This is a genomic window from Helicobacter sp. MIT 21-1697 (assembly GCF_026241255.1).
GTDB lineage: Bacteria > Campylobacterota > Campylobacteria > Campylobacterales > Helicobacteraceae > Helicobacter_C.
The window spans coordinates 17,713-41,776 of record NZ_JAPHNC010000007.1 but is presented as its reverse complement, the minus strand read 5'-3'; the positions used below and the strand labels follow the sequence as shown (position 1 = coordinate 41,776).

Annotated in this window: 23 protein-coding genes and 1 tRNA gene; 3 read left to right on the top strand and 21 right to left on the bottom strand. The window is 37.6% G+C overall.

What is annotated here, in order from left to right:
- Positions 1–4: 4 nt before the first annotated feature.
- The 11 genes from OQH61_RS07475 to OQH61_RS07425 form a co-directional block, all read right to left on the bottom strand.
- On the bottom strand, positions 5–1,057 hold the full coding sequence (locus tag OQH61_RS07475; RefSeq protein WP_266026766.1) for a D-alanine--D-alanine ligase: 1,053 nt from the start codon (positions 1,055–1,057) through the stop codon (positions 5–7).
- A complete protein-coding gene (gene uvrA, locus OQH61_RS07470; protein WP_266026765.1) occupies positions 1,054–3,891 on the bottom strand; it encodes an excinuclease ABC subunit UvrA in 2,838 nt (945 codons plus the stop codon). Before uvrA ends, OQH61_RS07475 begins: the two co-directional genes overlap by 4 nt.
- A 44-nt stretch (positions 3,892–3,935) precedes the next feature.
- Positions 3,936–4,214 (bottom strand): putative Se/S carrier-like protein, encoded by a 279-nt coding sequence (locus OQH61_RS07465; RefSeq protein ID WP_266026764.1) that lies wholly within the window; start codon positions 4,212–4,214, stop codon positions 3,936–3,938.
- A gap of 25 nt (positions 4,215–4,239) precedes the next feature.
- The gene (serA, locus tag OQH61_RS07460) at positions 4,240–5,820 is read right to left on the bottom strand and encodes a phosphoglycerate dehydrogenase (RefSeq protein ID WP_266026763.1); all 1,581 of its coding nucleotides are present in this window, start codon (positions 5,818–5,820) and stop codon (positions 4,240–4,242) included.
- A gap of 21 nt (positions 5,821–5,841) precedes the next feature.
- Positions 5,842–6,306 carry a hypothetical protein gene (locus tag OQH61_RS07455; RefSeq protein WP_266026762.1) on the bottom strand — a complete coding sequence of 155 codons (465 nt, stop codon included), beginning with the start codon at positions 6,304–6,306 and terminating at the stop codon, positions 5,842–5,844.
- A 16-nt stretch (positions 6,307–6,322) separates the two neighbouring features.
- Positions 6,323–7,981, bottom strand: coding sequence for a 30S ribosomal protein S1 (locus tag OQH61_RS07450; RefSeq protein ID WP_266026761.1), 1,659 nt, complete (start codon positions 7,979–7,981; stop codon positions 6,323–6,325).
- A gap of 93 nt (positions 7,982–8,074) precedes the next feature.
- Positions 8,075–8,896, bottom strand: coding sequence for a 4-hydroxy-3-methylbut-2-enyl diphosphate reductase (locus OQH61_RS07445; protein WP_266026760.1), 822 nt, complete (start codon positions 8,894–8,896; stop codon positions 8,075–8,077).
- Entirely contained in the window at positions 8,886–10,202 is a 1,317-nt protein-coding gene (gene aroA / locus OQH61_RS07440) for a 3-phosphoshikimate 1-carboxyvinyltransferase (protein WP_266026759.1), read from the bottom strand. Before aroA ends, OQH61_RS07445 begins: the two co-directional genes overlap by 11 nt.
- A 69-nt stretch (positions 10,203–10,271) precedes the next feature.
- Entirely contained in the window at positions 10,272–11,330 is a 1,059-nt protein-coding gene (locus OQH61_RS07435) for a sensor histidine kinase (protein ID WP_266026758.1), read from the bottom strand.
- The gene (locus tag OQH61_RS07430; RefSeq protein WP_266026817.1) at positions 11,314–11,673 is read right to left on the bottom strand and encodes a rod-binding protein; all 360 of its coding nucleotides are present in this window, start codon (positions 11,671–11,673) and stop codon (positions 11,314–11,316) included. Before OQH61_RS07430 ends, OQH61_RS07435 begins: the two co-directional genes overlap by 17 nt.
- A 33-nt stretch (positions 11,674–11,706) precedes the next feature.
- The gene (locus OQH61_RS07425) at positions 11,707–12,750 is read right to left on the bottom strand and encodes a flagellar basal body P-ring protein FlgI (RefSeq protein ID WP_266026756.1); all 1,044 of its coding nucleotides are present in this window, start codon (positions 12,748–12,750) and stop codon (positions 11,707–11,709) included.
- Between the two features lie 128 nt (positions 12,751–12,878).
- On the opposite strand from OQH61_RS07425, the gene OQH61_RS07420 reads away from it, so the two are divergent.
- A tRNA-Pro gene (locus OQH61_RS07420) sits at positions 12,879–12,956 on the top strand.
- Positions 12,957–12,970: 14 nt separating this feature from the next.
- On the opposite strand, the gene OQH61_RS07415 is transcribed toward OQH61_RS07420, so the two are convergent.
- Positions 12,971–13,582 carry a tetratricopeptide repeat protein gene (locus OQH61_RS07415; protein WP_266026755.1) on the bottom strand — a complete coding sequence of 204 codons (612 nt, stop codon included), beginning with the start codon at positions 13,580–13,582 and terminating at the stop codon, positions 12,971–12,973.
- The gene (locus OQH61_RS07410; RefSeq protein WP_266026754.1) at positions 13,582–14,250 is read right to left on the bottom strand and encodes a tetratricopeptide repeat protein; all 669 of its coding nucleotides are present in this window, start codon (positions 14,248–14,250) and stop codon (positions 13,582–13,584) included. The genes OQH61_RS07415 and OQH61_RS07410 overlap by 1 nt, the downstream gene beginning before the upstream one ends.
- Positions 14,251–14,439: 189 nt before the next feature.
- Between OQH61_RS07410 and traF the strand changes: the two genes are divergently transcribed.
- The gene (gene traF / locus OQH61_RS07405; RefSeq protein WP_266026753.1) at positions 14,440–16,191 is read left to right on the top strand and encodes a conjugal transfer protein TraF; all 1,752 of its coding nucleotides are present in this window, start codon (positions 14,440–14,442) and stop codon (positions 16,189–16,191) included.
- A 7-nt stretch (positions 16,192–16,198) separates the two neighbouring features.
- On the opposite strand, the gene OQH61_RS07400 is transcribed toward traF, so the two are convergent.
- The 8 genes from OQH61_RS07400 to OQH61_RS07365 form a co-directional block, all read right to left on the bottom strand.
- A complete protein-coding gene (locus tag OQH61_RS07400) occupies positions 16,199–16,537 on the bottom strand; it encodes a hypothetical protein (protein WP_266026752.1) in 339 nt (112 codons plus the stop codon).
- Positions 16,538–16,554: 17 nt separating this feature from the next.
- The gene (gene hisG, locus OQH61_RS07395; protein ID WP_266026751.1) at positions 16,555–17,169 is read right to left on the bottom strand and encodes an ATP phosphoribosyltransferase; all 615 of its coding nucleotides are present in this window, start codon (positions 17,167–17,169) and stop codon (positions 16,555–16,557) included.
- A 40-nt stretch (positions 17,170–17,209) separates the two neighbouring features.
- The gene (locus OQH61_RS07390; protein WP_266026750.1) at positions 17,210–17,830 is read right to left on the bottom strand and encodes a type III pantothenate kinase; all 621 of its coding nucleotides are present in this window, start codon (positions 17,828–17,830) and stop codon (positions 17,210–17,212) included.
- The gene (locus tag OQH61_RS07385) at positions 17,830–18,870 is read right to left on the bottom strand and encodes a plasminogen-binding protein (RefSeq protein ID WP_266026749.1); all 1,041 of its coding nucleotides are present in this window, start codon (positions 18,868–18,870) and stop codon (positions 17,830–17,832) included. The genes OQH61_RS07390 and OQH61_RS07385 overlap by 1 nt, the downstream gene beginning before the upstream one ends.
- 28 nt (positions 18,871–18,898) lie before the next feature.
- Positions 18,899–19,552, bottom strand: coding sequence for a tetratricopeptide repeat protein (locus OQH61_RS07380; RefSeq protein ID WP_266026748.1), 654 nt, complete (start codon positions 19,550–19,552; stop codon positions 18,899–18,901).
- A gap of 28 nt (positions 19,553–19,580) precedes the next feature.
- Entirely contained in the window at positions 19,581–20,042 is a 462-nt protein-coding gene (gene dut / locus OQH61_RS07375) for a dUTP diphosphatase (protein WP_266026747.1), read from the bottom strand.
- 2 nt (positions 20,043–20,044) lie between these two features.
- Positions 20,045–20,536 (bottom strand): transcription elongation factor GreA, encoded by a 492-nt coding sequence (greA, locus tag OQH61_RS07370; protein WP_266026746.1) that lies wholly within the window; start codon positions 20,534–20,536, stop codon positions 20,045–20,047.
- A gap of 92 nt (positions 20,537–20,628) precedes the next feature.
- A complete protein-coding gene (locus OQH61_RS07365; RefSeq protein ID WP_266026744.1) occupies positions 20,629–20,817 on the bottom strand; it encodes a hypothetical protein in 189 nt (62 codons plus the stop codon).
- Between the two features lie 427 nt (positions 20,818–21,244).
- Between OQH61_RS07365 and napA the strand changes: the two genes are divergently transcribed.
- The gene (gene napA / locus OQH61_RS07360) at positions 21,245–24,058 is read left to right on the top strand and encodes a nitrate reductase catalytic subunit NapA (protein ID WP_266026743.1); all 2,814 of its coding nucleotides are present in this window, start codon (positions 21,245–21,247) and stop codon (positions 24,056–24,058) included.
- Positions 24,059–24,064 lie beyond the last annotated feature (6 nt).

Sequence of the window (24,064 nt, the reverse complement as noted above, 5' to 3'; positions counted from 1 at the left end):
TAAACTATTTCCCTTTTGCGTAATGAATTTGTTCTATATACTTATAGCTTACCTTGATAGAATGTTTTTTTGGCAAATTACAAGCTAATTCTGTAAGCACACTCACAAAATCCTCAAATAGGTAATTTGCCATAGAACCCGGAATAGGATTAATCTCATTGAGATACACCTCATCATCAATAACAAAAAAATCACATCGTATCAATGCCCCTTCAAAAGCATTTTCATAGAGTTTGATAAAATTTTCTTGCAATTTTGCCGCTAGTGTTAAACTTATATCTGCTTGCACAACTTGTGCTGTGCGTGAAAAATCCAAATATTTGCGCTCAAAATCAAGTAGCTCTTTTTTACTAGGTTCTTCAATAATTGAGAATCTATATTCATTTTGCGAACCATTTTTGACCTTGCACCCTGCAAGATTATATTCTTTTACGCCACTTTTAAAACTCTCTGCCACAATAATATCATCATATTCAAAGGCTAAATCTCTACCATAATCAAGCTCTTTTTCTTCATTGACAACACTCACTCCTATGGAACTCCCAAGTCGTGCAGGTTTAAGGATTATCGGATAGGTGAGATGTTTCAAATGCGGGTTTGCGCGTGTAAGAATCTCATAATCAAGCATTTTTACACCTCTTTGGGCTGCAAAAATCTTCGTAAAAGCTTTATTGAAACTCATCACGCTTGATTCTATGCGCGGACCAATAAAGGGTAAATGATAAAAATCAAGCAATGCGCTCACACTCCCATCTTCCCCATCTGCGCCGTGTATAAGACTAATTATCATATGTGGCATAATAGGTTTAAAACCAAAAAATGTTTTTTTCACAAATGCACCTCTTTGCAAAAAAATCTCTGTGCATTTTTTATAATCTCCCGAGCTAAAAAGTTTTGACTTCATAGAATCTGAAGGAATAAGATAAAAACGATGTGAGCTGTCTAAAAAAATAAAATTGCCAACATTCTCCCCTAAAACCTTCTTAAGCGCAACAGCACTCACAATACTAATTTCGTGCTCAAAGCTCACGCCGCCAAATAACACATCAAATTTCATTTTCGCTCCTTTTGAAATTGCTTATCACGTTTTAATTCTAAAGCAAGAAACTTACCTGTATAACTCCCACTTTTTGTATGATTTTTACTCACTTGCTCCACAGAACCACTATCTATGATTTTGCCTCCACCGCTACCACCTTCTGGACCAATATCAATAATATAATCAGCATTTTTAATCATATCTAAATTATGTTCAATGACAATAACCGAATTGCCTAAATCTACCAAATGATGAAGCACTTTTGTCAATCTATCCACATCGGCAAAATGCAATCCTGTTGTGGGTTCATCAAGTATATAGAGAGTTTTTCCTGTATCTTTACGACTAAGCTCTTTTGCAAGCTTGATTCTCTGCGCCTCACCACCGCTTAAAGTAACTGCATTTTGTCCAAGCGTAATATAACCTAAGCCCACATCTTGCAGTGTTTGCAACCTTGTAGCAATTTTTGGCACTTTGGCAAAAAACTCCAAAGCTTCATCAACACTCATTGCCAAAATATCTGCTATATTTTTGCCCTTATAAACAATCTCAAGTGTTTGTGGATTGTATTTTGCGCCTTTACACGCATCACATTTTACCATCACATCAGGTAAAAAGTGCATTTCAATCTTTATCTCGCCCTCACCCTGACATTTCTCACATCGCCCACCTTTGACATTAAAACTAAAGCGTCCAACACTATATCCACGCAATTTAGATTCTTTAATTTCTGCAAAAAGTGCTCGTATATCGTCCATTGCGCCTGTATAAGTTGCAGGATTGCTACGCGGTGTGCGTCCAATAGGACTTTGATCTAAGTAAATCACTTTGTCTAAATAGTCTAATCCTACAATCTCCACACCATCACACTTTTGCACCTTTTTGGCATTATTTAAAAGCTCTTGAGCCACAGGCAAAAGCGTTTGCAAAATAAGAGAGCTTTTGCCGCTGCCACTCACACCCGTTACACACACAAATTGCGAAAGGGGAATCTTCGCACAAAGATTATGAATATTATTAATATTGACATTTTTGATTTCAAGCCATTGCTTAATCGTGCGCTTATGCGGATAAGAAATGATTTTTGCACCCTTAAGATATGCCGCAGTGAGTGTTTTAGAATCCAAAAGATTCTTTACATTACCACTAAAAACTACTTCTCCTCCGCGCAATCCTGCCTCTGGACCAATATCCACAACAAAATCAGCATTTAAAATCGTTTCTTTGTCGTGCTCTACGACAATCACACTATTACCTTTTTCTTGCAAACTTCTCAAGGTTTTGATTAATCGCAGTGTATCACGCTCGTGCAAGCCAATGCTTGGCTCATCAAGCACATACATAACGCCCGTCAGTCCGCTTCCAATTTGACTTGCAATGCGTATGCGTTGAGATTCTCCACCACTAATACTACGCGCATCGCGTCCAAGCGTGAGATAACCAAGCCCGACATCATAAAGAAAAAATAACCTTTCGCGAATCTCCTTTAAAATAGGCTGTGCAATAAATTGCTCTTGCTCATTAAGATATGAAAAATGTTCTTTATTGTTAAAAAACTCATACACCTTCTCAATGGGCATATCAATAAGCTCACCAATGCCTAAGCTCCCTACTTTAACGCTCAATGAAGAGGGCTTAAGACGATGTCCTTTGCAGGTAGGGCATACTCGTTCAGTAGTATATTCGCCTAAATCTTTATCATCTTTAAACATATCATACGCAATTTGGATAATGCCCTTCCAAGGACGCTTGAGCTTATTTGATTTCCAAGTAATCTCCACCTCCTCTTCGCGTCCATACAGCAAAATGCTTTGTTGAGATTTTGAAAGCTCTTCAAAACTAAGCTTTGGGTCAATTTTGGCACTTTTACAAAACGCGTAAAAAAGCTCGGCATAATAATTACGATTGAATCCAAAAATAATTTTAATACCACCTTTGTTGAGCGGTTGAGATTTATCAAGTATCTTTTTTAAATCAATAGCATATTTTGCGCCAAGCCCCAAACAATCTTCACACGCACCCTTTGGAGAATTAAAAGAGAATCCAAGCGGTTCAAGCTCCTCAAAGCTTATCTTGCACTTAAAACACGCAAAATGTTCAGAATAATGTAAGAACTTTTTTTCATCATTGTGTATCATCTCTACTTCAATTTCACCATAAGATTCACGCAAAGCTTTTTCCACTCCTTGGGCTATGCGTGTATGATTTTCTAGCGAATTTACTACCCTATCAATAACAATCTTAATACTATGCTTTTTGTGTTTGGCAAGCTCAATGTCCTCATCAAGGCGCACCATCACGCCATCAATTATTGCTCTTACATAGCCTTTTTGACGCAGAGATTCTATTTTGTCAGCAAAACTCCCCTTTTTTTCTTTGACAATAGGCGCAAGAAGTATCATTTTTGCATTTGCAGGAAGTTTGAGAATCTGCTCAATAATATCAGTCTGACTCATTTGTGAAATTTCATCTCCACAAAGATGACAATGTTGCTTCCCTACACGTGCATAAAGCAAACGAAAATAATCATAAATTTCAGTGATTGTGCCCACGGTGGAACGTGGATTTTTGCTCGTAGTTTTTTGGTCAATCGCAATAGCAGGAGTAAGCCCCTCAATCTTATCAACATCGGGTTTGCCCACTTTATCCAAAAATTGCCGCGCATAGCTTGAAAGAGATTCTATATATCTACGTTGCCCTTCTGCATAAAGCGTATCAAAAGCAAGTGTTGATTTTCCAGAGCCAGATAAACCTGTAAAAACAATAAGCTGATTTTTAGGTATGCTAAGGTTGATATTTTTTAAATTATTCTCACGCGCACCTGTAATATGGATATGATTATAATCTTTCATAAGTATCCTCGCGGTTTTAAGCTCTAACGCGTATTATAGCGTATTTAGATAAGTTTCACCTCATACTTCATATGTCTTTGTGTCAAAATGTGATTTACAGATTCTAAAAAATCCTCCAAAGATTTGCCTTGAAGCGTATTTCCACCCTCTAAGAATAAAGCCAAACCACAATCACTACTATATTCTTTGGGCGTAGGCACAAGGCTTAAAGAAAATTCAAATGAGGCAAGTAAGGGGGTGCTTAGGCATCTTTGGGCTGCAAAAGCACTTGAAGTCGTATAGAGCACGATATATGCCCTAAAAGGTTTTACATCTTGTTGCATATCCCACCTTTAAGTGAAATATAAACTATAAATTCACAATCTTTACACCCAAACACGCCGGAATATCCTCAAGCTGCTTAATAACTTCACTTGAGACTTCAGAATCCACAAGAATAACAGCCATTGCCTCTTTATTTTGGCGCGCAAGGCGAAAATCAGCAATATTGACTTGATGATTCCCCAAAATGCTCCCTACAAGCCCAATTACACCCGGCACATCAGTGTTTTTGAAAAATATCATCTTGCCCTTTGGCTCAATATCAAATTGAAAATGATTAATTGATGTAAGACGCAAATGCCTATCTTCAAATACAGCACCACTAAGAGTAATGCTCTCATTTTGTGTGCTTAGAGTGATGTAAATATGATTCTTATAAGTTTCACTCTCTTGTTGAAGTGTCATTTTCACATCAATACCTCGCTCTTTGGCTATAAAAGGAGCATTGACATAATTAATCTTATCGCCCAAACTTGCATTAAGTGCGCCCACAAGAGCAAAAGTCTGCAACGAATCTCCATAAGCACTAATCTCACCTTGAGCCTGTATGTGTATTGAAGTAATCACGCCTTTATTCGCCTGCACTGCTAAAAAAGCAAGTTTTTGTATTAGCTCAAGATAAGGTTTCACCATAGAGGGAAGTTCAGATTCTTTAACCGGAAGATTAAGAGCATTAGGATAGCTTGAACCTCTTGCTGCTTCTATTGCAGCTTGAGCAGCCTGCAGGGCAATTTGCTCTTGAGATTCTAAAGTATTTGCTCCGATATGTGGTGTTACATATACATTTGGCAAATCAAGGAGTGCATTATTAATTGCTGGCTCTTTATCAAATACATCAATCCCCGCCCACTTAATCTTACCAACACTTAAGGCATCATATAAATCTTTTTCATTATATAAGCCGCCGCGAGCGCAATTAATAAGTATCACTCCATCTTTCATCTGTGCAATTTGTTTGGCAGTAATCATATTTTTTGTTTCTGCATTTTTGGGCGTGTGAATGGTAATAATATCACAAGAGAGAATCTCTTCAAAATTGCTTGTATAAGCCACACCCAAATCAGTAGCTTTTGAGGGCAAAATATAAGGGTCATAGGCTAAAACTTCCATTTCAAATGCCTTTGCCCTTATCCCTACGCGACTACCGATATTACCAAATCCAATAATGCCAAGCTTTTTACCCTTAAGCTCAATACCATACCAATCCTCACGTTTCCATTTGCGCTCGTGTTTAAGCTGTGTATTTGCTCCGGGAAAATTTCGCACAGCATTAATAAGATGAGCCATTGTAAGCTCAACAGCTGCAATTGTATTTGCTGTGGGCACATTCATCACAACAATACCCTTACGAGAACAACCTTCAATATCAACATTATCTACACCAACACCTGCACGCACTACTGCGCGTATTTGCCCTGAAGACGCTAAAAAAGTCTCATCAACATCAGTAGAGCTTCGTGTAATGACAACATCAGCCTCTTTAATCTTAGTAAGTAACTCATTTTTTGGCAAACTAGCAAGATTCTCCATTTGCACATCATTTTGTGCCATAAGCAAATCAAGTCCTTTTTGATGGATATGATCGCACACAATGATTTTATACTTCATAACACTCTCCTTATCATTAGTTTATTGCACACTATAATTGAGACGATAGTATTGCAAATCTGCTAAAAGCCTTTTATACATTGCCTCATCAGTCAAAAGCACCACAAGCTTAAGCGTGTTGCCAGATTTATAATATGCAGATTCTATATTATTTTGCCGTAACACTTGTTTTACACAGGCAAATTTATATTCATCAAGCTCGCTAATACTGATAGCTGAAGGGATACTTTGCTTAGCATCTTTATCCAAAAAATCAAAACGCACACTCAATTCTGTTGCTGGATACGCATAAGGCAGCTCATTATCTTCTGAAAATGAATGAATCCAATTCTCTTCTTGTAGCACTTGGGCTTCTCCAACTTTTGGAAACTCTATGGGTTGAGCTTGAAATGCTGGACTTATAGATATTTTGTCTAAATACAAAACACCATAAATTGCGCCGCCCAAAACTATTAAAAGCCCTATAAAGAATGCTAACTTCTTCATTCTTTCTTAAAATCTCCTATAAGCGATTTTTAAGTTTATCACCAAGTGTCATTTTCTCTTCTGAATTAAAGGTTTTGAGCGTTTCTTTTTCTTTTTGTCGCTCTAACCTTTTAATAGAAGCCCTTACTTTATTATTTTCTTCATCAATGTGGGCAATCACACATTCTATCTCCTCGCCTACTTTAAGTTCATCTTTCTTAAGTGGCTGAATATCTTCGTTGCGGATAAGTGCCTCCATTTCATCAATTTTGATAAAAATACCAAAATCTTTTATATCAATCACACTGGCACGCACAACATCATCAACCTTATGCGTTTTCCCAAATTCTTTTGCGGGAGAATGCTCAAGGAGTTTTTTGGAGAGAGAAACCCTCTCGTGCTCTTTATCAATTTTAATAATTTTAACTTCAATCTCCTCGCCTACTTTAAGTTCATCTTTACATTTAGATTTCTTATCCCAATAGGCATCTTCATTATGAAGCAATCCATCAACACCGCCAAGATTCACAAATGCTCCAAAATCAGTTAAAGTCGCTATCTTGCCTTTAATAATTTCTCCCACTTGATGCGTTTTTGCAAAATGCACAAAAGGTTTATCAAGGAGTTTTTTGAGCGAAACGCGCAATCTTTTAGTCTGGGTATCAATTTCAATAATTTCTACATCAATTTCTTGTCCTACACTGAGATAATTTGATGGGTGCTTGATATTTTTATCCCACGAAATTTCCGAAATATGTAAAAAACCTTCAATGTCATTACCTAAATCCACGAATGCTCCATAAGGTTCAATATTGCTCACGCTCACTTTGATAGCATAACCCACCTCAAGTTCTTTTTCAATTTCTTTCCAAGGGTCATCACCAAGTGCTTTCATTGAAAGCGAAAGTCTGCGTTTTTTTTCATCATATCCGAGTACCTTAACAACAATCTCATCACCTTCTTTGAAATTTTTAGCTGGATTAATAGGTCCTTTATGACTAAGCTCTGTATAATGCACGAGTCCCTCTACCCCACATACATCAACAAAAATACCAAAAGGAGCGATTTTTTTTACAATACCCTTTTGCACGCCATCATTGTCAAGCAATTTAGCACTTATATTTTGGCGATTTTTATCATCAATTTCAAAAAATCTTTTGCGCGACACGATAATAGAATTACTCTCTTTATTAATATTTACAATAGCAACCTTGTAAATTTTACCTATTGCCTTATCATCTTCGCGTATCGCAGAATCTCGGCGCGGCATAAATACATCTACCCCATCATACTCTAAAATAAAACCACCCTTGTTTTTCTTAATCACCTTTGCTTCAATGATTTTATCTTGATAATCATCTGCGATTTGTGCAATTTTTTCAACAATTTTTTTTGATTTTAATGCTTTTTTATATGATGCATTTGGTCTCCCACCTCGTCCGGGTGTTACAAATACTTCAATTTTATCATTTTTATTAAAAAGCAAATTACCGCTATCATCTTGAATCTCACTAAGTCGCAACATTGCTTCTGATTTTTCATTCGCAAGTGCCACCATCGCATATTCATCAGTTATAGCAACTATCTCACCAATTTGTATTGCTCCAGCTGCCGCTTTCTTTTCGCTTGCCTCAAATAACGCTGCAAAATCCTCTTCTTCGGTAATAAAATCATCATTCTCCAAATTAACCAACATTAATACCCTTTACTTAAAAATCAAAGTTTAAACAATTCTACACAAAACAAACCTTGTTATAACTTAAGAATACCGCATAGGCACAAAAGATTCTTAAATTTGTTCTATTTTTGCCTGCACACGTGAAATAATCCAATCAGGCGTAGAAGCTCCAGCGGTAATACCACAAAGCTTTTTTCCTATAAACCAAGTATTATCTATCTCGTTTTCATCTTCTATCAAATAGCTATCTGTGCAGTATTTTTGAGCAATTTTAAAAAGCTGTTTTGTGTTAGAAGAATTCTTCCCTCCAACAATAATCATAATATCCACCTCGCGGCTTAATTCATCAACAGCAAATTGATTTTCAAATGTAGCACTACAAATCGTATTAAATATGCGACACTCATCTACTCTCGCAGTTAAAAATGCTGCAATTTTACCAAATTCCTCCGGCTGTTTTGTTGTTTGGGAAACAAGTGCTACTTTTTTTTTGAAAGTAAGATGTTTAAGCTCATCTATATTCGCAATAACCGTTACATCATCGCCATAACTTGCCACACCTTTAACTTCTGGGTGATTCTTATCCCCAAAAATAATAATCCGATACCCTTCTTTGGACATGTGTTCAACAATTTGTTGCGGTTTTGTTACAAAAGGACAAGTTGCATCAACAATATGTATATGTTGTTCCTTAAGTGCTTGTAAATCATCTTTTGTAATCCCGTGCGTACGCACGATAACATTTTTAAAACTTTGTGCTTCTTCCAAATTGCTACTTAAGCACACATCAAAGTCTTTTTGTAAGCGTTCAATTTCACGACTATTATGTATTAAGGGACCAAAAGTTGTTGCGTGTTGATTGCGTTCGGCAATACGAATAGCTCTTTTTACACCAAAACAAAATCCATACTTTTTTGCAAACTTAACCTTCATTATAATTCTCCACAGCTGTAATTTGCGACAAAAGATCTAAAAAGTGTGGAAAAGAGACATCAATACATTCACTATCTTTAATCTCACCCCCACAAGTAAGTTGAGCAATAGCAAAACTCATAGCAATACGATGATCGCCAAAAGAATCTACTCTCGCCCTTTTTAACTCACCTCCATACACACTAAAACCATCTTCAAACTCTTCACACTCAATGCCCATAGCCTGCAAATTTGTAACAATAGCGCGAATCCTATCGCTTTCTTTTACGCGCAGCTCTTTGGCATTGCGCACTTCACTTTTTCCCTTTGCCACAGCAAAACATATACTTAATGCCGGAATCTCATCAATAAGCCACGCAATGCGAGAATCTACCCTCACACCTTTTAAACTTCCACCTTGCACCTCAATATCGCCTACTTCCTCATAGAGTGAGGAAAGATGATGATAAACCACTTTTGCCCCCATAGATTCTAATATTCTAAAAGCTTCAATGCGCGTTTTATTAAGCAATACATTTTTGAGCTTCACTTTTGCACCAAGCACACACGCTGCTACTGCAAAATAAAATGCACTTGAAGGGTCAGCTGGCACTTGAAGTTTAAAAGATTCTAATCTTTTATCCGATACTCCCAATCCATTAAATACGACTTCATAGCTTCCATCTTCATATTCTTTTCCCTCTATATGCACTCCCATACCTCTTAACATATTTTCAGTGTGATTACGGCTTAAAAGTGGTTCGTAAAATCTTGATTGCCCAGCTGTTTGCAAACCTGCAAGAATCATTGCGCTTTTTACCTGCGCAGATGCAATAGCACTTTTATAATCAAAAGCCTGAAGTGATGCTCCTGTAATGCTTAAAGGTGCATAAGCATTATTTTCCCTCCCTTTGATACACGCGCCAATAGCACTTAAGGGCTCAATAATGCGCTTCATAGGACGAGCATTCAGGTATTCATCGCCTGTCAGGATAAAATGCCCTTTCGCCCCACTAAGCAATCCAGCAAATAAACGCATTCCTGTTCCAGCATTACCACAATCAAGAACTTTATGTGGCTCACATATACCATTACGCGGGGGAATAAGGCGCAATACGCTGCCTTTTTGTTCTACTCCTAACCCAAGTTCGCGCGCAATACCAAGAGTATGAATCGTATCTTCGCCCATAAGATAGCCCTCTACTTCACAAGGTGCAGAAGATAGAAGTGCAAATATAGCTGCACGATGTGAAATTGACTTATCCGTGGCAATACTCTCAAATTCACACTCAAAGCGTTGTGCTGGAGCAATTTTTGTAATGCGCATAGTTTTCCTTACTTGTGGGATTCTCTAAATGCTCTTATGTACTCTTTAAAGTATTATAACAACATAGATTTAGTTTTTGGCAAGTTTTACAAAAAAGGTTTTGCTCTCAAAAGAATCATCAAGATAAATCGTGCCACTATGTGCTGCAACAATTTGTTGGCACAATGCTAATCCTAGCCCATTACCCTTTAATTTTGTCGTTTTAAAGGGTTCATAAAGAATATTTTTATCTTCTATTGGGCGTCCATTATCGCTAAAACTAAAACACCAAAATGCTTCCTCATCAATAAACCTCACACTCACGAGCCCTTCTTCACATTCCCCCTCTTCAATCGCATCAATGGCATTGGAGAGAAAATTTTGTAGTACTATGCTGATTAAATCAAAATCTACGAGAATCTGCGTTTGTTTATCCACACCCAAATCAAACCTAAAATCAATATTTTTAGAATAAGTATAATAACCCACACTCTCATAAAGAGCATCTTCAAATTCCACAATACGATGAAGCTGACGATTTGGATTAACACCTTTTGTAAAAAGCAAAGTTGCATTGATAAGGCGTTCCACGCGCCACAAAGCCTTTTTTATTTCAAATACAAGCGGTTTAAGTTGAGTATCACCACGTTTTAGAAGACTAGAGGTAAGGAGTGATATAGAACCTATGGGATTACGAATCTCGTGAGCAAGATGGGCAGAAACCTGTCCCATAGAAGCCAAACGCTCTTGTCGCCTTTGATTGGTAATATTTGTTACACTCATCACCTGTTTGTCATCTTTTGTGCTAGATTGCAAAAGATAAAATTGCCCTTGATGTTCCACTTCGTGCTCTCCCTCACCAAGATGAGTAAGGCTCTCTAGCATATCATTAAGTTTGCTTGCCTCTGCATTTTGATAAAATACACTCCCATCAGATTCTATTACCCAAATAGCTTGTGGAAGCAGCTCAAGTACCCATTCATACAAGGCTTTGAGGCTATTAAAATCATTTTGTAATTTTTTAAATTCATACTCCGTGCCATAAGTACTTTGTATTAAAGTAGCCAAAGATTCAAGCAAAATACTTTTATCATCACTACTTAAATGTGCAAGAATCTCTGGATTAATGAGGCTATTTTGACTTTCCATAAAAACTTTGCTGTCCTCTTTGTGCAAGATTCTTTGAGACATTAATTTTAGTTGTGCTTTGTTGCTCTTTTAAAAAATTAAACAATAATTCGCTATACCCAAAATTCCCGCTTAGTTCTTGGCTTAATTGGTCAATATACATAGAGTGATAAATATCGCTTCCTGCTTGTTTGGGATAGAGCGTATCATCATTTTTGATTGCATCTTGGAGCATAATTTTAAGCAATAGCGCTTCAAAATTATCTGTTTGTTCTCTCAGTTTTGCATCTTCTGTATTTTCATCAAATTGTTTTTTCCTTATTATGCTACCTTGTTCAAATTGCGCTGTGTGATAATTTGTCATTGCCATAGTCGTATCAAGTTTCATTTTTACCTCCTACATTACTTCAATATCAGCATTTAATGCACCTGATTTTTTCATACTCTCAAGGATTGAGATGACATTGCGTGGTGTTGCGCCCATTCTTTGCAATGCTTTGACAACACTTGAAACCGTTGGTTTTGTGCCATTGGTGCTACTGATTGTGCCTTGCGCTCTGCTCATCATTGTGCCATCTTCAAGTTTGATTGCTTCAGGGTCATCAGGCATTTCATCAGAAATTTTAATTGTAATATCCCCATGTGTTACTACCACAGGGTCAATAGTAATCCCCACTCCTGCCACAATCGTGCCAGATTTCTCATCAATCACAATGCGTTCTTTGCGCGAATAATCAATTTCCACCTCTTCTACCAAAGCCAAAAACTCTACCATACTCAAATTTTCAGGTTTTTTAAGTTTAATCGTCCGCGCATCAACTGCTACTGCAATCGCATCACGAAATACATCATTGAGAGATTGTTGAATCTTAATCGCATTTTGCAAGTCTGAAGATTTCAAGCTTAAAGTTGCACTTTCTTGATTGTAGAGATTGTAGGTTATTTCGCGCTCCACACTTGCCCCTCCTAAAATTTTGCCAGAAAGAGTGCCTCCACTTTCGCCCAAAGTGATATTTCCCTGTGCTAAAGCATAAATATTGCCATCAACGCCTGTAAGAGGCGTCATTACAAGTGTCCCACCATTAATAGATTTCGCATCACCAATAGAAGAAACAAGAATATCAAGTTTATCGCCTTGTCTTGCAAAAGGTGGTAAAGAGGCTGTTACCATTACTGCAGCAACATTTTTTGATTTAATATCATTTGCAGAAAGCTTGACATTCACGCTCTCAAGCATATTAGCAATGCTTTGCATAGTAAATTTAGAACCGCTCTTATCCCCTGTCCCATTTAGCCCGATGACTAAACCATATCCTACAAGGCTATTATCTCTAATGCCAACAATTTGGGCAATTTGGTTAATCTTTTGCCCATAAAGCGTAGAGAAAGAGAGGATAAGGGCTGCAATCCATATCCATATTTTATTGCTATTTTTTCTCATAATGTGCTTCCTTGCCTCATTTATAAAGATTCTATAAAAAGATAAGCAAATTACATTCCCCAAAATAATAAACTAGACACATTAAAAAATTTCGCTATAATGTCGCCCTTATTTATATTAATCTCAATCGGAGTATAGCGCAGCCTGATTAGCGCGCACCCTTGGGGTGGGTGAGGTCGTGGGTTTGAATCCCGCTACTCCGACCATTAAACTTTATACTTTATTGAGTATGTTGATTATACAGCTCACAGCCCTCTTGGAATCCAAAATCACACGCTTGTCCATAAAAGCGAAGTGCTTTCTTTCTATTTTTTATCATACCTATGCCTTTAGCATACATATCGCCTAGATTCATACACCCTGCACTACTTCCACCTGCACACGCGCGTTGATAAAGCTTCATTGCATCGGCATAGTTTTTAACGACAAATTTCCCTTTTTCAGAGAGCTTACCCAAATTATTGCACCCATCAGCTTCAGCATAAGAACACGCATAGCTATACAGCCGCGCACTTGTGGCATAATCTTGTTTTACGCCAAGTCCATTTTCAAATAAGATTCCAAGATTGCTGCAGCCCTTTAATACACCGCCATTACAAGCGAGTTGATAATAATATGCAGCTTCTGCATACCATTGCAAACCATCTTCGCCTTTCATATATTCGTGTGCGACAAAATAACAATCTCCCGCCGAGCCATTCTCACAATTTTGCAAATATGTTGCGATTCTCTTGTGCATATCTGCACTTTCGGGATATTCCATATTCTCATCAGCAAGCCACGCACCAAAAGCAAAGCTTACACTTATGGCAAAGGTAAGCAAGATTCTCATTATTTTTCCTTTAATTTTAGAGCTTTGTATTCATCGCAGCCCTCTTGGAATCCAAAATCACACGATAAACCATAATACTCCATTGCTTTTTGTCTATCTTTTTTAACACCTCTACCTTCCATAAACATTTCCGCAAGATTAAAGCACGCTTTATCATCATTTGCCAAACAAGAATCTGCATAATACAATCCTGCTTGTTTAAAATCTCTCCTCACGCCCAAGCCCTCTTCAAACATCACACCTAAATTATTACAACCTCGCGCATAGCCTGATTCACAAGAGCGGTGATATAAATTAAGGGCAATCTCATAATCTTGCCTCACGCCCAAGCCATAATGATAAAGTACACCCAAAGAGCTACACGATTGTGCAAAGCCACCATTACACGCTTTAAAATAATAACTTGCACTCACAGAATAATTTTGATTTACCCCGCTCCCTTGAAAATACAAAGTTCCAAGTGCGTGGCACGCTCCCATATTATCACTAGCACAAGCATTTTCATACAAACGCACCGCCCTCTTAAAATCTCCCTCAAACCACGCTTGATATGCTTTTTGCAGCGGAGTGTAATTTTTTGATTCTCCTAAGCCTACATTTGCACAAAGCAGACTTAAAATCAAAGTTATCCTCGTTATTTGTGTTATTTGCGCTTTCTTACCTCTCATCGCATTTGCCTTTAATAGTCTTAAATCATTTTTGAAACTCTATGCTAAAAGCGTTCCTTTTTTAGCAAGATTCTACATAAAAAGCAAAAAATTAAACTTTAAAAAGGAAAAATGTGTAAAAATGGCACGATTTTTTCTTTCAAAAATGCAATTTTGCAATTTTAGAGAATCACTTGTAATGAGGTGTGTATGAAAAAAATTATGCTAGGAATGCTCTGTATTGCCACAAGTAGCTTTGGGCTAGAGTTTGGCTCTATGGGGCAAGTCTCTGCGAGTATGGGGGGAGCGGGAGTTGCGCTTAAAGATTCTGCGTGGGGCTTGTATTATAATCCCGCATTGCTGGGCGCAGATAGACGCTCCAAAGTAGGCTTTAGCTTTGGTGCGCAAATCAAAGAGCAAAATCTCGCAGAGGTTGCAACTATTGATGTGGATAATCTCAATAATCTCCCCCAAACACTCAATGGGCAACTTTTAAGTGGGGGGGGGGCTAGTGTAAGCATTGGAGGTACAAAAATAGATGGTGCGCTTGGCGGTGCGCTCAATGCACTCATTCCATCTCCTACTAAACCGGGCACTATTGAGGCAGCTGATTTATCAAAAGTGCTCACACACCTTGATGCCACAGCTACAACTTGCAACTCTTTTGCTGATTGTGCCACAACGCTCAAAAACAACACTGATTTAGCCAATAAATTTAAAGACAAACTCGCAGCTGCAGCAACTGAAGGTGGCAGTCCTTTAGTGGGAAGTATTATCGCTGGGATTGATGCGAGCAATCTTGGCGATGTATTAGAGAAAATTTCTCAAGGTGCAGGTGTTGATAATGTCGCTTCAGATATTTTAGAATCAGCAGGTGGGCTCACTCTCTCAAAGGGTGCAGATTCCAAAATTGATAAACTTCTAAATGATTTTGAAGTTATTGATAGGGCATTAAAGAATAATGATGTGAATGTATCCTCGCAAAATGGCTTTGTCTTCCAAATCGCAGGGGATAAAAAGCAAAGACGCATAGAAAGCGATAAGGTAGGAAACATTGAGATACAAGAAGTAGATTCTGGGCGCGGTGCAGTGGGCTTTGGCGTGTTTGCTTCTGCGTTTTCTAATGCGTCTTTGAGCCTTGACCCTAGCAATAACAAACTTATTTTTGACCTTGGAGGAAAGTATTATGAGGCAAATGTGAGTGGCGATAATATTACACTTACATTTGACCAAAATAGAACTGACCTCAATGGCTCAATTATGAATGATACTGCAAAGCATACCCTCAATGCGCAAGCTCTAGCCCTTATAGAAGTCCCACTTGGCTATGGACATACACTTTTTACGCCTATGGGAGATATAAATATAGGCGCAGCTGCTAAATTTATCCAAGGAATGAACTATTCTCATAAGTTTAACTTTAGCGTAGGGAATGTGCCAGATTTTGATATAAATAAAGACAATATTCTTACAGGCTATGGGTTTGGGCTTGATGTCGGTGTGCTTTACACACCGCGATTAATGAAAAACTTTCATATCGGGCTTGTGGCAAAAAATATCAATAATCCCTCACTAAAAATGACTGATAAAACTCATCAAGTGCAAGATTTCACGCTTCATCGTCAAGTGCGTGCAGGAGTGAGCTATGAAATGCTGAATTTTTTAACATTTGCTTTTGATGCTGATATTTTACCTAACGATACCCTCTCGCTTAAAAGTCCGCAAAGTCAATTTCTCGGCGGTGGGGTAATGGCAAATTTTAAATTCATAGATTTAAGGCTAGGAGCTATGCAAGATATTCGCTCCAATGCAGGAGAGGGGCTTATCCTTACAGGAGGAGCAAATCTCTTAGGATTCCTTGATGTAGCAGTGCAATATGGGCTAGGGCAAAATATCACTTTATATGATATAAATCTCTCAAATTATATGAGTGTGAGAGTGGGTGGGCAGTTTAGCTTCTAGTGCTTAGCTAATCAATGGCACTATTAAGCATATCTTGGGATTTTTTAAGCGCATTGAATTGTATATCTTTTAATCGCTCGTTCTCAATGTTATTTTGCGTGGGTAAAGAGGGCAAACTTGACGCACCACTACGTGTTTTAGAATCACGCAATTCATTAGGCTGCATACCGCGTGGCATTTTTACAAAAATATCTTCATAATTCTTTTTCCCTACACTATGGCGCACATACACTTCGCCCGTGTTAGTTGAATAAATATAAGTATCTTTCCCATCAGAAAACATCACCCATTCTCCCGCACACACACTCATTACACAAAGACACAAGGTTATCACCGCTACTTTCATTTTGACTCCTTTATTATTTAGGATTCTAAAGTAGATTTCAGTCGCTCATAGAGTGCCAAAATCAGCTCTTTTTTCTCATAAAAACTATTTTTATTTACTACCAAATAAGCACTTGATTCCATAATAACCTCATCAATTTTGAGATTGTTTTGTGCCATTGTTGCTCCTGTCTCCACAATATCCACAATCGCATCGCTTAACCCCACAAGCGGTGCAAGCTCTATTGAGCCATAAAGTTTTAAAGCTTCAATAGAAATGGCTTTGTTAGAAAAATACTTACGTGTAATATGGGGCATTTTGGTAGCAATTTTAAGTTGTGGCTTTCGGTAATCAAGGCTTTTGCCCACTTCCGAACCTACCACAACTTTGCATTTACCAATGCCAAGATTCAAAAGCTTGACTACATCTGCCTCCTGCTCTTCAATCACATCTAATCCTACAATCCCCACATCTGCAGCTTGATGAATAACATAAGTTGGCACATCTTGGCTTCGGACAAGCATAAAGGTGAAACCTTGATGCTCTAAAATCAGCTTTCTATCATCAAAAGCAAACTTGCTCCCATATAATCGCTCAAATAATGCTAAACTCTCTTGTGCTATGCGCCCTTTAGGTAAGGCTACTTTTATCATTTCTCCTCCTTATACAATGTTTATAGAATCTTAATACCTTTCAAATCTGTTTTTCTAAGGCTTTTTGCATACCTTTAAACACAAGGGTATTATCATAAATAGCATTCTCAAAAAAACGCGCAAAAAACTTACCATCACCACCCGTAAAATAAAGCTTTTTAGTGCGCGAGGTGCTTTTTATCATTAAAATAATACTTTTAAGCACACCAAAACTAATAGCATCTGCAGTATTTTGAGGCAAAATAGAGAGATTCACACTTGGTTCAATCTCTCTATTTAACACAGGCGAAATATCAGCATACATTCTCCTGTATGCTTCAAGTCCGGGCATAATATATCCGCCTATATGGACACCCTCTTGCATTACATCTGCAGTGATTGCGCTTCCTGCATCAATAATTACTCCATTGTCAATCGCGCTACACGCTGCTTTTCTATCCACACCCAAACCTGTATATTGCGTTTGTAGCCCTATATGTTGATTTACATTCACACAATAGGGGTGAGAGGCGAGCAAACAACGCTCAAAGCGTTCATTGACGCTTATATAATAAATGGGAAGATTATCCTTTTTTTTCGTCAGCGCATAAGGCTTTTCTTTCCAAATCCTACCTTTATGATAAAAATGTAAAAAAGTATTGCCTATATCACAAAGAAGCATTACTCAAACCTTTTATACACTTTGTCATAAAAAAAGGTATCTTGATTATAAAAAAGGCTTTTTTTCTTCGCAAGATTATTTTTGTATATCATAGGGGCAAAATCTTTAAGGTCAAGAGCTATCAGATAGCCTCCAGATTCAAGTGTATAAAGCGTATTATTTTTGATTATAATGCCACTTAATACTGCAAAAGGCAAACGCACTTTGCGCAATAATTTCAATGTATGATCAAGCTCTAAAATCTCACCCTCAATGCTTAAAACATATACTTTATCACCAAAAAATAAGACATCACGCAAATCCACATCATATTTAAAGCTCTTATTGTCAATAATCGCGCTTACGCGTTTAGCCGTAGCAGCAAGAATGTATTTATCCTTAGCATACAAATAAATGACATTATTAAAAAACTTATCACTTATGATAAGAATATCTTTGATAATTTTATTTTGTGCAATGCTATAAATAAGAATCTTTCCCTCTAAATCCGGATAAATCACATATTCAGATGTTATCTTAGGCGCAGCAAGATAAGAGTTTATCGCCAACACAGGGGGATATTTTTGAGAAAAAATCTCTTTTTGCTTACTCGCATCATAATACACAAGAGTATTATCTAAGAGCACCATAGCAAGCTTATTGCCCTTAAATGTTGCAGAAAGTATGCACTTATCAAAAGGGATTGTATGTATATTAGGTGTATTTTGTGCTGCATTTGTTTCTATTATCATAATCTCTTGACATTGTTTTTGCAATACAAATATATTGTTATTTTGTGTGAGGAATTTATAATCTTTTTTTACCAAAAGAGGGGTGATGCCTTGTGCAAGAGTGAGCAAAGTATGGTCTTTAAGCACTGCACCCTCTCTAGATACACTTTGTATAGCTGCGCTTAATTTACCATTAAAATGTATTTTACCGCTGAGGGTTTGAGGCTCAAAATGCTTTTTGGAACTGCAGCCATTAATAAAAAATCCTATCATCAAGCATAAAAAAGCCATAAATATGAATCTCTTTATCATCAAATTTGACTTTATCACAATATCCCTTCCTTACTAGCTTTATTACCTATGAAGCTGGCTTATCACTCAAAGCAAAATGTTTTAGCATCATAGCTTCTCTATAAAGTGGTGAATTTTCAGAAATAAGCATTAGTTTTTGATGTGCTTCTTGGGGTTTATTTGCGCGAAAAAGAAGATATGCTTCTTGCAAAATTGCCAAATCCTTAAGACTTGAACTCGTAGTTTTTTCTAAAGATTCTATATTTTGGGCAAGGGTAGCTTGGTAAGAATCTTCATTATTTGCTTTTTCTAATAGCGCGCTTGCTTTATAAGAAGCAACTTCATATCGCGCAAGAGTACGCACAAACTCATTTTGTGAATCCACTAAACTTTCATACACTGCTATATCGCCGTGTGCATTGCTATAACGATACAAATCATAAAGAGCTGGACTTGATTCTTTAAGTGATTGCAAAGCCTCTTTATCTGTCGCGTCTTCAACAAGTTTCTCATACGCTAAACTCGCTTGCTGTGCGCGTTTAGATACCATATAATCATTTACAATCCACCCTATGCCAATCCCAAATACACATAATACGAGCAATATGACATACTTGCGGTATCTACGCCACAAAATCTCCAAGCGAAACGCACTTTCCAAGAGTTTCTCATCTTTATTAAACTCTTCTTTTATATCTTTTAAATCTGTTTTTAAACTCATAGAATCTCCTTTAAACCAATGACTTACCTTAACCTTGATAATACCCTTTGTGTATAATACCAGAAGAGCCAAACCCTCTCTCTCCTCGCACACTCTGCCCTAATTCCTGCACCTCTGTAAATACTGCTTGAGTTACCTCACTTACCACAGCTTGAGCGATTCTATCGCCTCTATGGATATGAAAATCCTCATTTGAATGATTGATGAGAATCACTTTAATCTCTCCACGATAATCGCTATCAATCGTGCCGGGCGTATTAAGCACACTTATTCCATTATGAAGTGCTAAACCGCTTCTTGGACGCACCTGCACTTCAAAACCAGATTCTATCTCAAAAGCCAAACCTGTGCTTATAAGTCCTCTATCACCAGCTTTTATGAAACAATCTTCCACTGCGTGCAAATCAAACCCTGCTGCTTGAGGCGTTTGATAACTTGGTATGAGAGCGTGCGAATGAAGTTTTTTAATCTTAATTTGTGCTTGCTTCATCGCTATTCCCCAAATACAATGTCTTTATAAAATACCTCAAGTATCTCAAATTCATTCTCTCCATTAGGCAATGTGATACTTACTTCATCGCCTTTTGATTTACCCATCAACGCTTTGGCAATAGGCGAAGAAACCGAAATAAGCCCTTTGGAAGGATTGCTTTCCATAGAACCTACAAGTGTATAGACAAATTCTTTATCTGTATCAAGATTGAGAATCTTCACACTTGAACCAAAACTTACCTTATTATGTGGCAAACTTGCAGGGTCAATCACCTGTGCATTTGCAAGCATAAGTCCAAGCTCATTAATACGAGCCTCAATAAAAGCTTGTTTTTCCCTCGCAGCGTGATATTCTGCATTTTCTTTCAAATCGCCGTGAGAACGCGCAATATCAATTTCAATCACAATGCGCGGACGCTCCACCTCTTTGAGATTCTTAAGCTCTGCGACAAGCTTTTCATAACCATAATTTGTCATTGGTTCTGTTGCCATTTTTCTCCCCATATTTCACAATATTTTATAAAACTTATAATTATAGTTAAACTAAAATAAACAAGGGCTAAATACACCGCCTCAAAAAATATTTAAAGATTCTTAAGCATAGTTTCATACGCTGCTTTTGTCCCGGGACGCACTTTGCTCATTAAACTTACTGGGATTGTGTTTATCTGCTGTACCATAAATAAAAGTTGCATTATATAATTATAGACACCAACTTTTCTCTCAAAACCTATGGCAGACTTTTTCACTCCTCCAAAAGGCTGATAAAACACTATTGCTCCTATGGTTGGCTTATTTATATGGTCATTTTGATAGAAATATAGGTAATAGTGTTCTGATTTTTTCTTGCAAATCTGCGGCAAAATCAAGGCTTTCTTGGATAATTTCTTGCATTTGTTTTTCCATAAATATAATTTAATAACTCATTTGAGCAACAATAACGATTCTATAAAGGCTTAGATTATACTTGCTCAAGATTAATGCCATCTCATCTTTTCTTATATTAAAATACAGGGTGCAATAATAAAATAGGCTTTTTTCTATTCGTAATATATTTTAAAGTATAAATATAGAAGTTTAAAAAGGAAAATATTTTTTTAATATAATTGATTTTTATCAAGCAGTTAAAATAAAAATCAAGGGTAAGATTCGTTCAAGCATTTGGATTCTCCAAATGTAAGCAAAACTTAAGGAGGTTTTATGACAAGCAAAATACAAGGTAAAAAGCCCACGCTTTCACGCCGAGACTTTATCAAAAGTGCGGCAGCAGCTTCGGCAGCAGCAAGTGTAGGGTTAAGCATTCCAAGTGTGATGAGTGCAGAAGCACAAAATGCTCAAAAGCTTTGGAAGTGGGATAAAGCAGTATGTAGATTCTGTGGAACAGGCTGTGGCATTATGGTAGCAACACAAAAAGATAATTCAGGACAGGCTAAGATTGTAGCCGTTAAAGGCGACCCTGAAGCACCTGTAAATCGCGGCTTAAATTGTATCAAAGGATATTTTTGTGCCAAGATTATGTATGGAGCAGATAGACTTACAAAACCTCTTTTACGTGTAAATAGTAATGGAGAATTTGATAAAAAAGGTAAATTTGCACCTGTGAGCTGGAAAAGAGCCTTTGATGAGATGGAAAAACAATTCAAAAAAGCTTATAATGAGCTTGGACCAACAGGTATAGCTGTATTTGGCTCTGGACAATACACAATTCAAGAGGGTTATGCAGCCGTAAAACTTGTTAAGGGTGGATTCCGAAGTAATAATATTGACCCTAATGCGCGACATTGTATGGCAAGTGCAGTTGTCGGCTTTATGGAAACTTTTGGTATTGATGAGCCTGCTGGGTGTTATGATGACATTGAGCTTACAGACACCATTATCACTTGGGGCGCAAATATGGCTGAAATGCACCCTGTGCTTTGGAGTCGTGTAACCGATAGAAAATTAAGCAGCAGCAATGTAAAAGTGATTAATCTCTCTACCTATACTAACCGCACTTCGGATTTGGCAGATATTGAAATTATCTTTAAGCCACATACTGATTTGGCAATCTGGAATTTTCTTGCACGCGAGATTATCAATCGCAACGCCGTAGATGAAGCATTTGTGAAAGAAAACTGCGTTTTTAGCACAGGTTTTGTTAATATTGGTTATGGTATGAGAAATAATCCTCAACACCCCAAATTCAAGCCTGAAGAAAGAGATATAGTTGCCAAAGAAGTATCAAAAATAGTAAGCAATGATGAGGGCATCACATTGCAATATCTAGGCATCAAAGCAGGGGAAGAAATGAAAATGGACAAAGCTGGTGCAGCAGGAAATCACTGGGGCATTAGTTTTGAAGATTTCAAAAAAGGACTAGAGCCTTACACGCTTGATTTTGTAGCCAATCTTGCTAAAGGCAATCCTGATGAAAGCATAGAATCTTTCAAACAAAAGCTTCAAAGCCTAGCAGATTATTATATTGATAAAAATCGCAAAATTGTAAGCTTTTGGACTATGGGTATGAATCAACACCAAAGAGGCACTTGGGTAAATGAACAAAGCTATATGGTGCATATGCTTCTTGGCAAACAGGCTAAACCCGGCAGTGGTGCGTTTTCACTCACAGGACAACCTAGTGCGTGTGGCACTGCGCGTGAAGTAGGGACATTTTCACATAGACTTCCTGCGGATATGGTAGTAGCAAATCCAAAGCATCGTGAGATTACAGAAAAAATATGGAATCTTCCCTCTGGTACACTCAATAGCAAAATCGGTGCGCCTTATTTAAAGATTATGCGTGATTTAGAAGATGGCAATATCAAATGGGCGTGGGTGCAAGTAAATAATCCGTGGCAAAATACAGCTAATGCTAATCACTGGATTGCTGCAGCAAGGGAGCAAGATAACTTCATCGTTGTAAGTGAATGTTATCCGGGCGTAAGTGCTAAAGTAGCAGATTTAATTTTGCCAACAGCAATGATTTACGAAAAATGGGGTGCATATGGCAATGCTGAAAGACGCACTCAACATTGGAAACAACAAGTCGTAGCACCCGGTGAAGCTATGCCTGATATTTGGCAAATGGCTGAATTTGCTAAACGTTTTAAACTCAGTGAAGTATGGAATAAAGGATATGAAGCCCTTGATATTAAGCCGGTTTTAGAATCTGCTAAAGCTATGGGCTACAAAGAAGATGATACGCTCTTTGATGTGCTTTTTGCGAACAAAAATGCAAAAAACTTTAGTGCGCAAGATGCTCTGCTTAAAAATGAGTTTAATACAGAAGTCTTGGGCGATTCACGGAATGTGCAAGATGGCAGTGGAGAAGCATTTAAAGGATATGGATTTTTTATCCAAAAATATCTTTGGGAGGAATATCGTCAGTTTGGACTAGGACACGCACACGATTTGGCTGATTTTGATACTTATCATCGTGTAAGAGGCTTGCGTTGGCCTGTTGTCAATGGCAAAGAAACACAATGGAGATTTAATAGCAAATATGACTTCTATGCACAAAAACTTGGCAATGGCAAGGCATTTGCATTCTATGGAAACAAAGGCAAAGATATGCCTGCTGGTTCGCTTAACGCGCCAAGTGAAGAAAAAGTCAGTATTGATAATAAGGCAAAAATCTTCCTTCGCCCTTATATGGACCCCTGCGAAATGCCTGATAAAGAATATCCTATGTGGCTCTGCACCGGGCGCGTGTTAGAACATTGGCATTCTGGCACAATGACTATGCGTGTGCCTGAACTTTATCGTGCTGTGCCTGAAGCACTCTGCTATATGCACCCTGATGATGCAAACGCACAAAATTTAGAGCAAAATCAAGTCGTATGGGTAGAATCCAGAAGGGGCAAAGTCAAGGCAAAACTTGATTTGCGCGGACGAAACCGCCCACCAAAAGGACTTATTTATGTGCCTTGGTTTGATGAAAATGTATTTATCAATAAGGTTTGTCTTGATGCAACTTGTCCAATTTCAAAGCAAACAGACTTTAAAAAATGCGCTGTGAAAGTGTATAAAGCATAAGGATAA

What these genes read in the sequence shown, in the direction of transcription:
- OQH61_RS07475 (WP_266026766.1), bottom strand. Translation starts at nt 1,057, where the DNA reads ATGAAATTTGATGTGTTATTTGGCGGCGTGAGCTTTGAGCACGAAATT.
- uvrA (WP_266026765.1), bottom strand. Translation starts at nt 3,891, where the DNA reads ATGAAAGATTATAATCATATCCATATTACAGGTGCGCGTGAGAATAAT.
- OQH61_RS07465 (WP_266026764.1), bottom strand. Translation starts at nt 4,214, where the DNA reads ATGCAACAAGATGTAAAACCTTTTAGGGCATATATCGTGCTCTATACG.
- serA (WP_266026763.1), bottom strand. Translation starts at nt 5,820, where the DNA reads ATGAAGTATAAAATCATTGTGTGCGATCATATCCATCAAAAAGGACTT.
- OQH61_RS07455 (WP_266026762.1), bottom strand. Translation starts at nt 6,306, where the DNA reads ATGAAGAAGTTAGCATTCTTTATAGGGCTTTTAATAGTTTTGGGCGGC.
- OQH61_RS07450 (WP_266026761.1), bottom strand. Translation starts at nt 7,981, where the DNA reads ATGTTGGTTAATTTGGAGAATGATGATTTTATTACCGAAGAAGAGGAT.
- OQH61_RS07445 (WP_266026760.1), bottom strand. Translation starts at nt 8,896, where the DNA reads ATGAAGGTTAAGTTTGCAAAAAAGTATGGATTTTGTTTTGGTGTAAAA.
- aroA (WP_266026759.1), bottom strand. Translation starts at nt 10,202, where the DNA reads ATGCGCATTACAAAAATTGCTCCAGCACAACGCTTTGAGTGTGAATTT.
- OQH61_RS07435 (WP_266026758.1), bottom strand. Translation starts at nt 11,330, where the DNA reads ATGGAAAGTCAAAATAGCCTCATTAATCCAGAGATTCTTGCACATTTA.
- OQH61_RS07430 (WP_266026817.1), bottom strand. Translation starts at nt 11,673, where the DNA reads ATGACAAATTATCACACAGCGCAATTTGAACAAGGTAGCATAATAAGG.
- OQH61_RS07425 (WP_266026756.1), bottom strand. Translation starts at nt 12,750, where the DNA reads ATGAGAAAAAATAGCAATAAAATATGGATATGGATTGCAGCCCTTATC.
- OQH61_RS07415 (WP_266026755.1), bottom strand. Translation starts at nt 13,582, where the DNA reads ATGAGAATCTTGCTTACCTTTGCCATAAGTGTAAGCTTTGCTTTTGGT.
- OQH61_RS07410 (WP_266026754.1), bottom strand. Translation starts at nt 14,250, where the DNA reads ATGAGAGGTAAGAAAGCGCAAATAACACAAATAACGAGGATAACTTTG.
- traF (WP_266026753.1), top strand. Translation starts at nt 14,440, where the DNA reads ATGAAAAAAATTATGCTAGGAATGCTCTGTATTGCCACAAGTAGCTTT.
- OQH61_RS07400 (WP_266026752.1), bottom strand. Translation starts at nt 16,537, where the DNA reads ATGAAAGTAGCGGTGATAACCTTGTGTCTTTGTGTAATGAGTGTGTGT.
- hisG (WP_266026751.1), bottom strand. Translation starts at nt 17,169, where the DNA reads ATGATAAAAGTAGCCTTACCTAAAGGGCGCATAGCACAAGAGAGTTTA.
- OQH61_RS07390 (WP_266026750.1), bottom strand. Translation starts at nt 17,830, where the DNA reads ATGCTTCTTTGTGATATAGGCAATACTTTTTTACATTTTTATCATAAA.
- OQH61_RS07380 (WP_266026748.1), bottom strand. Translation starts at nt 19,552, where the DNA reads ATGAGTTTAAAAACAGATTTAAAAGATATAAAAGAAGAGTTTAATAAA.
- dut (WP_266026747.1), bottom strand. Translation starts at nt 20,042, where the DNA reads ATGAAGCAAGCACAAATTAAGATTAAAAAACTTCATTCGCACGCTCTC.
- greA (WP_266026746.1), bottom strand. Translation starts at nt 20,536, where the DNA reads ATGGCAACAGAACCAATGACAAATTATGGTTATGAAAAGCTTGTCGCA.
- napA (WP_266026743.1), top strand. Translation starts at nt 21,245, where the DNA reads ATGACAAGCAAAATACAAGGTAAAAAGCCCACGCTTTCACGCCGAGAC.